This is a genomic window from Brasilonema octagenarum UFV-OR1, assembly GCF_963888615.1.
Classification (GTDB): domain Bacteria; phylum Cyanobacteriota; class Cyanobacteriia; order Cyanobacteriales; family Nostocaceae; genus Brasilonema; species Brasilonema sennae.
This window is the reverse complement of record NZ_CAWPKW010000109.1, coordinates 1-13,308: the sequence shown is the minus strand read 5'-3', so window position 1 is coordinate 13,308 and position 13,308 is coordinate 1. Positions and strand designations below refer to the sequence as shown.

Annotated in this window: 14 protein-coding genes; 3 read left to right on the top strand and 11 right to left on the bottom strand. The window is 41.5% G+C overall.

Going from position 1 to position 13,308, the window contains the following annotated elements:
• The first annotated feature begins 2 nt into the window (after positions 1–2).
• A complete protein-coding gene (rppA, locus tag AC5590_RS08345) occupies positions 3–710 on the top strand; it encodes a two-component system response regulator RppA (RefSeq protein ID WP_169263600.1) in 708 nt (235 codons plus the stop codon).
• Between the two features lie 165 nt (positions 711–875).
• Here rppA and AC5590_RS08340 read toward each other — a convergent pair whose 3' ends face one another.
• The 11 genes from AC5590_RS08340 to AC5590_RS08290 form a co-directional block, all read right to left on the bottom strand.
• Positions 876–1,547: a DUF1361 domain-containing protein gene (locus tag AC5590_RS08340; protein ID WP_169263599.1), complete on the bottom strand. Its 672-nt coding sequence runs from the start codon at positions 1,545–1,547 to the stop codon at positions 876–878.
• 344 nt (positions 1,548–1,891) lie between these two features.
• Positions 1,892–3,571, bottom strand: a complete 1,680-nt coding sequence (locus AC5590_RS08335) for a sodium:solute symporter family protein (protein ID WP_169263598.1) — start codon at positions 3,569–3,571, stop codon at positions 1,892–1,894.
• 10 nt (positions 3,572–3,581) lie between these two features.
• The gene (locus AC5590_RS08330; RefSeq protein WP_169263597.1) at positions 3,582–3,836 is read right to left on the bottom strand and encodes a DUF4212 domain-containing protein; all 255 of its coding nucleotides are present in this window, start codon (positions 3,834–3,836) and stop codon (positions 3,582–3,584) included.
• Between the two features lie 241 nt (positions 3,837–4,077).
• On the bottom strand, positions 4,078–4,557 hold the full coding sequence (locus tag AC5590_RS08325) for a hypothetical protein (protein WP_169263596.1): 480 nt from the start codon (positions 4,555–4,557) through the stop codon (positions 4,078–4,080).
• 159 nt (positions 4,558–4,716) lie between these two features.
• Positions 4,717–5,439: an energy-coupling factor ABC transporter ATP-binding protein gene (locus AC5590_RS08320; protein ID WP_169263595.1), complete on the bottom strand. Its 723-nt coding sequence runs from the start codon at positions 5,437–5,439 to the stop codon at positions 4,717–4,719.
• An 81-nt stretch (positions 5,440–5,520) separates the two neighbouring features.
• Positions 5,521–6,183, bottom strand: coding sequence for an energy-coupling factor transporter transmembrane component T family protein (locus AC5590_RS08315; protein ID WP_169263594.1), 663 nt, complete (start codon positions 6,181–6,183; stop codon positions 5,521–5,523).
• Positions 6,176–7,099, bottom strand: a complete 924-nt coding sequence (locus tag AC5590_RS08310; protein WP_169263593.1) for an energy-coupling factor ABC transporter permease — start codon at positions 7,097–7,099, stop codon at positions 6,176–6,178. The genes AC5590_RS08315 and AC5590_RS08310 overlap by 8 nt, the downstream gene beginning before the upstream one ends.
• A 309-nt stretch (positions 7,100–7,408) precedes the next feature.
• Complete coding sequence (locus AC5590_RS08305) at positions 7,409–8,239, bottom strand: energy-coupling factor ABC transporter ATP-binding protein (RefSeq protein WP_169263592.1); 831 nt, start codon at positions 8,237–8,239, stop codon at positions 7,409–7,411.
• Positions 8,214–9,026 carry a cobalt ECF transporter T component CbiQ gene (gene cbiQ, locus AC5590_RS08300; RefSeq protein WP_169263591.1) on the bottom strand — a complete coding sequence of 271 codons (813 nt, stop codon included), beginning with the start codon at positions 9,024–9,026 and terminating at the stop codon, positions 8,214–8,216. Before cbiQ ends, AC5590_RS08305 begins: the two co-directional genes overlap by 26 nt.
• On the bottom strand, positions 9,010–9,324 hold the full coding sequence (locus AC5590_RS08295; protein WP_169263590.1) for an energy-coupling factor ABC transporter substrate-binding protein: 315 nt from the start codon (positions 9,322–9,324) through the stop codon (positions 9,010–9,012). The genes cbiQ and AC5590_RS08295 overlap by 17 nt, the downstream gene beginning before the upstream one ends.
• A gap of 69 nt (positions 9,325–9,393) precedes the next feature.
• Complete coding sequence (locus AC5590_RS08290; protein WP_169263589.1) at positions 9,394–10,173, bottom strand: energy-coupling factor ABC transporter permease; 780 nt, start codon at positions 10,171–10,173, stop codon at positions 9,394–9,396.
• Between the two features lie 391 nt (positions 10,174–10,564).
• Between AC5590_RS08290 and AC5590_RS08285 the strand changes: the two genes are divergently transcribed.
• Positions 10,565–11,578 carry a multicopper oxidase domain-containing protein gene (locus tag AC5590_RS08285; protein WP_169263588.1) on the top strand — a complete coding sequence of 338 codons (1,014 nt, stop codon included), beginning with the start codon at positions 10,565–10,567 and terminating at the stop codon, positions 11,576–11,578.
• 306 nt (positions 11,579–11,884) lie between these two features.
• Positions 11,885–12,391 carry a transposase family protein gene (locus AC5590_RS08280; protein WP_246163054.1) on the top strand — a complete coding sequence of 169 codons (507 nt, stop codon included), beginning with the start codon at positions 11,885–11,887 and terminating at the stop codon, positions 12,389–12,391.
• Positions 12,392–13,308: the final 917 nt, after the last annotated feature.

The following is a 13,308-nucleotide window of genomic DNA, read 5'->3' as shown; positions in this document are numbered from 1 at the left end:
CCATGCGAATTTTACTTGTTGATGATGAAGTTGAATTAACTGATCCTTTGAGTCGCATGTTAACTCGTGAGGGGTATAGCGTTGATGCGGCTTATGATGGGACAAGTGGTAGCCAACTTGCACAAAGCGGTAGTTATAACTTACTGATTCTAGATTGGATGCTACCAGGAAAAACAGGTTTGGAGATTTGTCAAGAATTACGACGCCAAGGCGAAACTACGCCCGTGTTGTTTCTCACTGCTAAAGATACTCTTGATGATCGAGTTGAAGGTTTGGATGCAGGTGCGGACGACTATTTGGTTAAACCTTTTGAGTTGCGCGAGTTGCTAGCACGAGTTCGGGCTTTATTGCGTCGTTCCGGTTCACAAAGCCACGGTACAACAACCCAAAAGCTTGTAGTCGCTGACTTAGAACTCGATACCGAAAACCAAGTCGCCTATCGTCAAGGCAGAATCATCGACTTATCCGAAAAAGAAAGTCAGCTCCTGCAATATTTTATGGAAAATACGGGACAGCTGCTCACTCACGCCCAGATTCTCCAATATCTCTGGAAAGATGAGCAACTACCTAGTAGCAATGTTATTGCTGCATTAATTCGCTTACTACGGCGTAAGATTGAACAAGCTGGTGAAACACAATTAATTCATACAGTCTATGCTAAAGGATATCGCTTTGGTACTTCTGCACCAGGAACTGGAGAAGAAAAGTAGAGTGCGTTATGCTTTTTGAATTTTTTCCTCACCCTCAACTACACGCTTTTCGCGAGCGTGTTTCGTAAAAAGCTGGCGCACTCTTAGGCGATAACCACCTGCTACGAATGAAACAAACACCTTCTTTCCTGTTAAGCGTTAAGCGTTAAGCGTTTTTCTTGAAAGTTATCCAACATTAGGCGTGTTTGAGTTGAGATCTTTTGAGTTGTTAGTTAAGTTTTTTCCCCTTTGCGAAAAAAAAACCAAAGTCACTCGTTTCATAATCCAATGTAGACCGACAAGTATGCCAAAGGTAATAGCAATAATCACTAGGGGCTGTTTACCAAGAATGTCCTCTACACCTTTAGTGAGTACCTCATCCGGTTGAGTGACAAAATCCCAGCTGTTAAAACGTAAGAAACGTCCCCAATAAACACCCACAGCACACAAAGCATGGGTAATTAACTCAACCCACAAGATCCATTTGCTCTTACCAATGCGATGTAAATAATAACCTAAATTAATTAAAGATATAACGTAAGCTTCAAATCCAGCTAAAATAACCAATACATACAACGGGATGAGTATCAGGGTTATGACCCATACAGACTGAATTCTACGGATATCATCTATAAGATGAATGAGATCAGTCAGCAGGTAAGGTGCATTTGGTAGAAAACTATAGAAAACTATAAATCCCAACCACCAAACCCAAGATCGCCCGCGCCCATTGCGAAACAACCAAACACTCAAAGCCAAAGGTATAAAAGCTAAAAATAGGTTCCAAGTCATCCAACGCGCATTGATTTGCAGAACTTGTATGACTTTGGCTATCAATTCAGTGAGTTCCCCTTTCATAGCTACTTCCTTGAAGACGTGTAAATGATTCTGATCTCTCCGTATGGTTATAAGCTAGCTGATTGATTGTCAAAACTGCCTTTCGTAGTAAAAATGGCTACAGACTTAACGGTCAATCAAGCGGGCTAATTCACTAGTATAGCCAATGCGTAAATCAGAGCCACTTTACCATGAACAAGTTTCTCATCTGGAATGGTGCCCTTGTGCTGGCTATAGTTATAGATTTCATCTTGCTCTGGCTCAGTTCCAGAAATCATTGTCAACTGTCTAGAGAAAGAGCTATTATAACAAAAGCACCCATCCCCGTGTGTGGGGATGGGTTGAAGATGAAGTTTGAGTTTATACTAATGCATAGCCCTAATTGATTGTGTTTCCTCAATATCTGGACTACGTAAGTCCTCCACCAGTGCCTGAATTTCTGCTGGAGGAGGTGGTGTTAGACGAGACACCACGAGGGTAACAACTAAGTTTAGCAGCATACCCACAGTGCCAATTCCTTCAGGAGAAACCCCAAAGAACCAAGGTGGCATACCCCCAAACTTAACGCCTACAATGTATGCGGTAGTAAAGATTAAACCTGTCACCATACCAGCGATCGCCCCTTCTTTGTTGGTGCGTTTGTCGAAGATACCCAGGATGATAGCCGGAAAGAAGCTAGAAGCAGCTAATCCAAAGGCAAAAGCCACGACTTCACCCACGAAACCTGGTGGATTCACCCCAAAATATCCAGCACCAACGAGGGACAAACCGACCATCAAACGTCCGACAAACAGGCGTTTTTGTTCTGATGCTCCCGGATCAACGATGCGGTAGTACACATCGTGGGCTATGGAACTAGAAATCACCAGTAACAGCCCTGATGCTGTAGACAAAGCTGCTGCCAATCCACCAGCCGCTACCAAAGCGATCACCCAAGGAGCCAGTTTAGCAATCTCTGGAGTTGCAAGCACAATGATGTCTCGGTCAATCGTAATCTCGTTCGTGTCTTTTTTTGGAGTTAATTGTAGACGTCCGTCACCGTTTTTATCTTCAAAAGCTAGCAGTTTGGTGCGTTCCCACTTGTTTGCCCAGTCTAACTGCCGCACTTCCTCAACAGTATGATTGTGCAGGGAATTAATAAGGTTATAACGGGCAAACATCGAGAGGGCTGGAGCCGTAGTATACAGAATGGCGATGAATAACAGTGCCCAACCAGCAGAAAACCGAGCTGAGCGAACGTCAGGAACTGTATAAAAACGTACAATAACATGAGGCAGTCCAGCGGTTCCCACCATCAAAGCGATGGTAACGAACAGCACATCCAGCATGGGCTTGTTGACAAATGGCTGAGTGTACTGTGCAAACCCAAGATCAACTTGGATTTGATTGAGCTTGTCGGCAATGTCACTAAAGGTAAATGCAAACTGGGGAATCGGGTTGCCTGTAAGCAATACAGCAAGCGCGATCGCTGGAATGAGGTAAGCAATAATCAAGATGACGTACTGTGCTACCTGTGTCCAAGTGATGCCTTTCATGCCGCCCAGCACAGCAAAAAAGCCCACAATAACCATGCCGATGATGACACCTGTGTTGATGTCTACCTGTAGGAAGCGGCTGAAAACAATACCAACCCCCCGCATTTGTCCAGCAACATAAGTCAAGGAGACAAAAATGGCTGCCACAACTGCTACCAGACGGGCAACGTTGGAATAGTATCTGTCTCCCACGAAATCGGGTACTGTATACTTACCAAACTTGCGGAGGTAAGGAGCCAGCAACAGTGCCAGCAGAACGTAGCCTCCAGTCCAACCCATCAAATAAATGGAGCCATCATAGCCCATAAAACTAATCAGCCCCGCCATTGAAATGAACGAGGCTGCAGACATCCAATCGGCAGCAGTGGCTGCACCATTGGCAATGGAAGGAATTCCCTGATCCGCTACAAAAAAGCCTTTACTATCTTTAACTCGTGATTGCCAACCAATGTAGAGGTATACCAGGAAGGAAAGTCCAACTATTAAAATAGTCCAAATTTCAACTGACACAACTTTATCCTCACCTTCTAATATTATGCTTGCGGTCTAACTTGTCCATTTGAAAGGCGTAGATGAAAATCAACACCACAAAAATCAGAATTGAACCCTGCTGTGCCATCCAAAAGCCAAAGGGTACGCCAAAAAAACGCACAGCATTTAATGGTTGTACCAGCAAAATACTAAAAACGAGAGACACCAGCGCCCAAACTATTAAAAGGTTGCGAATTAAAGCAGTGTTCGCACGCCAATAAGAACGACTCTTTTCGCTATCCATTTGTAAGTAAATTTATGAAAAATGTAACCAAGATACTAGCAGAAGTCGGACTTAAGATCTAGAAAAGTTTAAAATTCAAAATGATTTTTTAACGATGGACTAAATATGGGGCAGATTTCCGTGTGACTCATTATCTAGAGATTGAGAAATTGAATCATATTGAGATATAAACAAGTCTTGACAGATAATTTCATCCTAAAGCAAACAGTAGCGCTTACGCGCTACTGGAAACCCACTTACCTCATTTTGATTCGCTACTACAGTACTTGTTAAGCTCAGATGCCAGAGTATCAGACTGTTTCGCAGCATTTGTGGCTGCTGTTAGTGCTGTATCGATTTCTCCTCTTGCCTTTTGAATTTTGATCCTACCCTCTGATGAGGCTTGAGCTGTCTTAGCTGAACCAAGAGCCTTACCTGCTGTAGCAATTGATTGACTAAAAGTCTCAAACACCTTAACAAAACTGCTCTGAAATTGTTGAAGCTTGGGGTCTTTTAAATTTAGCTCCTTAATTTCTTTGGTCACAGCTTCCAAATCCTTGGATAGTTGCAAGCTAGTTGTCACCTGCTGACCTTTATTTTTATCAATCAGGTCACTTCCTTTGTTAATGAGGTTAACCAGTCGCTCACATTGGGAGGCTTTGCTGTCACTGCACGCAGTCACGAACATTGCCATACTCAAGGTAATAGGAATAATAACGGTATATCTACGCAAAACAGACATTAACACCTTACCACCAATAAAACCGAAACAATAGTAACCAATGATTCAGTCGTTTTTATTGGTATTTCGACCAGTTATCAGTTATCAGTTATCAGTTGTTAGTGTTCATTGTTCACTGTTTACTGTTCACTGTTCACTGTTCATTGTTCACTGATTCGATTACCAACCCACGGGTAAACCAAGCTTATCCAGCGTATCAGCATCTTGCAATAACGGCTGAATATCCCTATCTATTGCAATCTGACCACCAGAAAGCACTAAGGCGCGTTGAGTCACTTTACTGAGCCAGTGTAAGTCGTGAGAGGCGATTAATATCACCTGCACGGGTAACCTTAACAAAACTTGAGCTAAGTGACGCCGCCATGCTGGATCGAGACCATTTGTAGGTTCGTCCAAAATCAAAATTGTTGGCTCTAACGCTAAAATCGCTGCTAAGGCAGCCAGACGTCTTTGTCCACCGGAAAGTTCGTGGGCAGAACGGTTGATGTAAGCTTCTAGTCCAAAATCAGCTAACAGGTGTCTTGCTTTGTCAATTGCTATTGCTGGTGGTACACCGTAATTACGTGGCCCAAAAGTCACATCTTCTAAGATGGTTGGCATAAACAGTTGATCGTTGGCATCTTGGAAGCTAAACCCGATGTTACGGCGTATTTGTGGTAAGGTTTTCGGTTCTAGTAGAATATCATTGATCCAAATTTTTCCTGAAAGGGGTTGTTTTAAACCGATGAGGTTCTCTAGTAAGGTACTTTTACCAGAACCTGTCGATCCCATGAGTGCAACGCGTTCGCCTGGATTCAAGGTAAAAGAAATGTCTCGTAAAACTGGTTCTTGATTTGAATAGGCATACACTAGATTCTGAACAACGACCCCTGTTTGTAACATTCTATTTTGTGGATGATGAATGATTTGAATTTCCAGGCTAAGATTATTTGATGCGTAGGGCGTTGTTCATCCTACTGAGGACTAAAATCCAAAATTGGTATAGGAAGCCACAGTCAAACAAAGAGCAATGGCACACATCATCGCCACTGCAAAACGCTCTTTTGGTCTTAATGTCCCATCTGTTGGTAGCTGTCCGTTGTAACCACGAACTTCCATTGCTGCGTAGACTCTTTCTGCTCGTTCCAAACTGCGGAGATACAATGTTCCGATCATAGCTGCACTGGCGTAGCGCAACCACCCAGCAGGACCGTTCAAACCGCGTAATTGAGCACTACGCTGCATTCGCGTCACTTCTCCAACCAAAATTTCTATGTATTGCCCAGCTAACAATAAGTTTTCTTTTAAAACTCTCGGTAGGGGTAAGCTTTTGAGGGCGATGCCAAAACTGTGAGGTGGCAAAGTTAACAAAAAGCTGTTCATCGTTATGAGACAAATTAGGGAACGAACCAGCAAAAAACTAGCTCGCTCCCATCCTAAGGGTAACGCTAGTAACGAGAGAAAAATCAGTTCTGCACCGAGTAAGCCTGTGAGTTTACGAATGGGTACACGTAGTAGACAAGCCCATAACAGTGCGATCGCCCCATACGCACCTAGCCAGTACCAAGCATTAGGCTTAAGGAAAGCACACCCCACAACAATGACTAACGATAGCTGCAAGCGTAACGGTAAAGAAATTCTAAGCATTATTTGGTCTAACCAATTTTGCAATACCAAAGGCGACTCCAAAACAAACAATAGACCCGAGAATTCCAGCAATACTCGTTCCTATACCTTCATTACCATTAACAGTGTAGTCAGCAAATGGCGTGGGGACTGACACTCGTACATTTTCGCCTAACTTAATGAAACCCAAATTTTCAGCAACTTTTTCTAAACCATCTGGGTATGCTGAGGCTAGCAGTGAAAGCACACCTGCAATCAGAAGAATGCTAACAACAGGTACCACCCACCCTTTAAATTCCTGCTGGTTTCCAGGCAAAAGGTCTGGTCGTGCTGTCATCAAGTAAGTTAACACACCTCCAGTAATCAATCCTTCACCAATGCCAATGAGGATATGTACCCCAGTCATCGCTGGTAAAACTATATTGACTGGTGCAGTTCCAGAAAGGGCTAACTCTATAGCACAAGCGATCGCAGCAACCACGACACTAATGCCAGCTGCAATACCAGCAGCTAAAGGTAAACGCCCTTTATATCCTCCAAACAACCGCTGTAAAGTTTGGGTTAAACTCCAGCCAACCCAAACTCCAATCACACCCATGTTAAAGATATTTGCTCCCAAGGCTGTGATCCCACCATCAGCAAATAGAACAGCTTGAATAATTAAAACGGTAGCAATGCACAACATACCTGCCCAAGGGCTACCCAAAATAATAGCCGCCAAGGTGCCTCCCAATAAGTGACCACTTGTGCCACCTGCGACAGGAAAATTAATCATTTGTGCAGCAAAAATAAATGCGGTGGTTAAACCAAGAACAGGTGCGCGACGGATACCAAAAGCGTCTTGGGATCGCCCCATACCTATTCCTAGCCCCACCACACTTACTAACCCAGTAGCTGCGGCTACTGGGAGAGATACAAACCCATCAGGAATATGCATAATGTGCCCCTACATTTTGTGTCATAAATAACACAAAGTAATTTCTATAACTACGGCATAGTATTAATAACAAAACCAAATTTTACCCCTTCTTTGCAATGCCCTCTTGGGGGATTTGAGAGTGTTACTTACGGATTATAGACAATAACATTTATATTTTTACTTGACTTATTTTTAGATTCGTAATTTTTTAAGAGTTTTATTTGGAAGTTTAAAAGAAAAAAAGAATAGACTTCTGGCAAAATTTCTATTTTTCATTTTCATGACTCTTGACTTTTGCAAAAGGCTTAATAATTCTTAAAAACAAGATTAAAAATAACGAAATAAATTCAAGATCCGTTGTCGCAATCGTTCCAAAACAGGTCCTTCTTCGGCAACTCCATCTGCAAATAACATTTCATATATCAATGGCACTCCTAACTGTAACTCTTCTAAAATTTCGCGTTGAGTAAACACATCTTGCGGTTTACCTTCCAAAATGAGTCTTCCTTTATCCATAACTAATATCCAATCAGCCCAGCGATAAACTAAATCAAGATCATGGGTTGCCATCAAGATTGTTGTTCCAGATGCGTGAATTTTTCTCAAGGTTGCCATCAAGTTACGCGTGTGTAATCTATCCAGATAAGCGGTGGGTTCATCTAGCAATAAGAGTTCTGGTCGTAGCACCATCACATCTGCTATTGAAACTCGCTTTTTTTGTCCTAAACTGAGATGATGTACTGGTCTTTGAGCAAGTTCAGTTAATCCAAATTCTACTAAAGCTTGCTCGACTCGCTGTTGAATTTCTGCTTCTGGTAACTGCAAATTACACAACCCATAAGAAATATCTTCTTCAACAGTAGAGGCTACCAGTTGTTGTTCTGGATCTTGAAAAATTAACCCGACTTTTTGGCGTAAAGTCGTCAGGTAGTCACGATTATATTGCAATCGTTTACCTTGCCATGAGATAGTTCCTTTGTCAGGCTTGTATAGACCATTAGCTAACAAAAATAATGTGCTTTTACCACATCCGTTTTGACCAATTAATGCACATCTTTTACGAGCAGGAATTCGTACACTCAGACCATTCAGAGCCGACTGTTGTGCACCTGGGTAAGTATAATGTACCTGCTCAAATTCGAGTAACCATTCCTGCATGCTGCAAAAATTCCAATGCTATTAAGACTACGCACCCAACAATTGCTTCTATAGCATAGCGCTTGGATTTTTGATAGCGATGGGGATGCCAAACCCGCAGTTCTCCATTAAAACCCCGTGCTGCTAAACTTAAGGAGACTTGACGATAATTTTCTATAGTTCGCTTAAGTAATTGTCCAATTAACAGTGCTAAACTTTTCATTCCAATGCGAAAAGTACGATAGCCACCACGAGATTGTTGAGCAGTCAATAACTCAGCAGTGGTATTGAGAAGGACAAAAATAAAGCGATACATCAGCAATAAAAGCTCAGTTATCAGTACTGGAACTCCTATACGACGTAGTGTTTGCAAAAGTTCGGAAAAGGGGATAGTTAGCATCACAAAGTATAGGCAGGATAAAGAAGCAATAGCTCGCGTTAAAATAGTCAATCCCTGCTCAATACCTTGGTGACTGATATATATATAATAAGAGCCAAAAGTCAAGCCACCGAGTGAATCCTTTGGCACTAAATGTATGTGAGAAAGGTCTACTCCATTGATAACTAAAGCTGGTAAACTAGTTAACCAGAAGAGAGTAGCAACATAAACTAATTTCAGATAAGTTTTAGCAGGAATTCCTGCATACATCACTGTCCAAAAACTTATCCAAACAGCAATCAAGACTTGAATGAAAGGATGAGCAAAGGCAGTGATAAGTAGCAGGACAGTGGCAAATACCAATTTTTGTTCTGGTGGTAACCAACGTAAGCGATTTGTGTAAGCTAAGGTATCAATCTGAATTCTCATTTGGTTTTTTGCTTTGTTCAGAACGCCCCTTGTATAACCCAATTACATAGCCAATCACACCAGCACCTATTGCTGCTTGCACGCTAAACATGAGGCTTTCAACTTCCCCACTGGGCAACTCAATTAATGATTTAAACCAAGGTTTATATTCGGGCTGTATCTCTTTAATAGCCGATTCGGCTTGGTCATCAGAACCACTAAATTCTGCACCTTTAATAAAGACTACTGGTGCTGCTGCTAATACCACCACTGCTAACACCAATAGCCAGTTATTCCATTTTTTATTTTGCTTTGTCATGAGTCACTTGTTATTTATTATTTGTTAATCGTTATTTTTAAAAAATGATGACTAACCACTCTCTACTTTCTATTCGGTCTTTGGTTTCATGAGGTTTAACATTTCTAGTTCTTGATGTCCATAGTTAGAAAGCCAATTCCAAACCAAGACTGTTAACAATCCTTCACTAATTGCCAAGGGTACTTGTGTGACGGCAAAAATTCCTGCAAATTTTATAAATGATGCCATGAAACCACCCGTAGCTGCGGGGAAAGCAAGAGCCAGTTGCACAGAAGTGACAATATAAGTTGTCAAATCTGCAACAGCAGATGCTATAAATATCGCTAATCTTTGTTTACCACTTTGCATAACCAAGCGGTAGAGCCAGAAGGCAACAAATGGTCCGACAATTGCCATTGAAAAAGCATTAGCTCCCAGTGTTGTCAACCCGCCATGTGCTAACAATAGTGCTTGAAATAGCAATACCAAACTACCAAGTACCGACATGGCTAAAGGTCCAAATAGCACTGCTCCTAATCCTGTGCCTGTTGGATGGGAACAACTTCCTGTTACTGAAGGCATTTTCAATGCTGACAGCACAAAAGTAAACGCTCCTGCCAATGCTAAAAGTAGTTTGAGTTCAGGAGTGGCTTTGGTGATGCGAGTCAGCGATCGCAATCCCAAAATAAAAAACGGTAATGCCACAACCCACCAAAAAATTGCCCAGCCTGGTGGTAAAAAACCTTCCATAATGTGCATCGCGTAGGCTGGTTTAGGTAAGCACACAATCAAATAAAAACTTACCACTGCCATCAAGATGAGACTGACTAACCTTACTCTGCCTTTTGACTTGGGAATAGTTTTCAACATGCTCAGTACCTGCAGATGCTAAAGCTTTTAGTATAAATCGCTGAACGTCTTGACTCAAGAAATATTTTTGTCAGCAAAGGTTCCCGCTTTTTTAGTCGAGTTTGGGGAAGTGTTGGATAGCAAAAAGGTCTTGGCTACCGCCTTGTTTTCAGCTATTAGGAAATATGTATTATACACCCCATAATTACTTAATATCTTTATATACAATTAAATTCCTGTGACTACCGTATGCAATTTTTTTGAGAAATAACCTCATTTCTATTGAGAATATTATTTTTCATACTTGAGAAAGATTAATAATGAAGTATTGATTGTTTTACCATTTTCTGAGAAAATAATTGAAAAAGATTAGCAATTTTCTCGCATTTTGCCGCTAGCCGTTTACAAAATCATGCCTAACAATTCTGTTTTAGAGCAAGAAAAACTATTGAGTCGTCGTAATCTGTTGATGCTGGGCTTAGCAGGTACTGGTGTGGCTGGTGCGGCTTTATGGCAAATACTGAATTCCCGATCTCTATCACGGGTAAAAGTGCCGCCTATGGAGACACAGACAACTTCTGATTTAGCTACCCCCTCGAAGATGGTACGAGAATTTGATTATGGTACGCTGAAGCGAGAAAATGGACGTGTCGTTCGAGAATTTCGATTAACTGCTGGTACTTCCCCGATTCAGCTCAATAGTGCTGTTTCTTTCAACATTTGGGATTTAAATGGTCGCATACCAGGACCAACGCTTAGGGCAAAACAGGGCGATCGCGTGCGGGTGTTGTTCTTCAACCAGGCAGGACATTCCCACTCTCTACATTTTCATGGCGTTCACCCCTCAGAGATGGATGGCGTTCGTCCAGTTCGCCACGGTACAGCATTTATCTATGAATTTGATGCAGAACCTTATGGCGTTCATTTGTACCACTGTCACATCGAACCAGTCACTCGTCATGTTGCCAAGGGGTTATACGGAATGTTTATCGTCGATCCGCCGAGTCCACGTCCCCCAGCAGATGAGATAGTCCTGATTATGGCTGGGTATGATGTGAACGATGATAACCGTAATGAATATTACGCCTTTAATGGTCTGCCTAACTACTATAAGGATAATCCTATTCGGATTTACCAAAATCAGTTGATTCGACTGTACGTGCTTAACATCATTGAATTCGATCCAGCAGTAACGTTTCACCTACACGCCAACTTTTTTAAGGTCTTTCCTACGGGAATGACTTTAAAACCGTCTCATGAAAGTGATGTGATCACAATGGGGACAGCCGAACGCCACATCTTGGAATTTTCCTTTCGCTATCCAGGTATGTATATGTTTCATCCACATCAGGATGCGATCGCAGCAGAGGGTTGTATGGGTATGTTTGACGTTATCAGCCAGAGTGATAAAAAAATAACATCCTAAAGTCGCGAAGCTGTTTCACCATCCAATGATCATTGATCATTATTTTTTATAGAAGAGAATTTTTGCCGTACTATGTGGTAAAACTTGTTTTAGTATGGCGACAAACATCTGAAGAACAAAAAAAATTCATACCCAAAATTTGCCAGGGAAGCACAAAAGTAGGGGTATGAATGGCTTTGTGCATCTTTTACAAAGAGAAAAGCCGACTTACAATCATTGCTACTTATGCATTACCAAAAAAAATCCTGACTTGATTCTTGCTGTGCAATGACGAGGTCATGACACAATCAATGAATCATATAATTCATGGTGCAAAATGTAACATTAACTGACTTTTTTGCGATGAACATACGTCTCACAGATTTACTAAATTTACCTGGTGTAGCAGTAGAATCTTGTCATTTTTCTCAAGATTCAGTATCTTTTCAATTAAGGGTTTTAACCAAAGGTACATACTGCCCACATTGTCGTAATTACACAGAAGAATTACATCAAACTAGACCAATTTTAGTTAGAGATGTACCAGTAGAGAGTAAAGAAGTTTACCTCAAGTTACCACGTCGTCAATTTTATTGTAGAGTGTGTCAGCGATACATCACTGAGCGATTGCAGTTTATCGATTGGCGAAGGAGGTACACACAAAGGTACGAGGAAAAGATTTATTCCCAAGTAAATCGTTGTAATATTGAGCAAATTAGCCAACAGCAACACCTTCGTATTGAGCAAGTCAAGAACATTTTTAACCACATTAGTCAAAAGCGAAACAAACAGCATCTTGAATTCAGTCAAAAGAGCTATTGCTATGAAAGGTAGGGACAAAATAACCAAAAATTATCACCATTCAGTCAAAGAATAAGAGCATTATTTTTGTTGACTGTAGATTTTTTCGCTAAAAGTATGTATGCTGAAAGAAGTGTCTTAAATGTAAGCTAAAAGCATACACTTAAGAAAAGTTTCCCTAGATCATCCGGGCATCCTATTAATGACATTGCGGGAGATAACTTCCTAATTTACAGTTTTCCCCCCATCCAAATAGTTGTTTGTTAAACACTAACTGAGGATTTTGATAGTGCTAGATTCATGTGTTGATTCAATTTTTAGAGAGTTCCCTCAACAGCCGGATATTCTCAACTTTACAGTCTCTGGACTGAGTATTTTATCTGCTGGCATCTTTCTATTTTTGATATTATTTAACTTACAGGCTTCTAGTCCTTGACGTTGATGATGGAAACAATTCGCGGAAATAACTAGGCAGTTAGAAATCTGCAACGCCGCTAATTTTATAAGCATTATAGTCTACCCTGCATCCAAGGGCTTTGCCCTAGAGCATACCTGCCGAATTGTACTAGTACAGGTTGGCGCAAGTGAGCTTACCATTACAAGTAGGGAAAACATCCGAGTTTGCAGTCTTTAAAAAAGGTAGGCGTATTTGCGCCGCGCGGTACTAGGACTTAGCATATATGCGTTACCGTGCAGAATGGTTGCTGCTACTGTTAATAGCATGTCAGATTAAATAACCGTCCGCAGCCACTAAAGGGAGGCAATCCTAAAGACGCTAGCAAATTGCGTTGTTTCACGGAACTTGCCCAAAAGCAAGCGCGAAACGTTTGCATATCTTTTGTGTACTCTTAAGAAACACGCTTAACGCTTAACGCTTAACACGTGAGACCAGCCGCCGTCTTGGTGAGTCCACTTGCCGTCTTGGTGAACCAGCACTGCGGGAGGGTTTC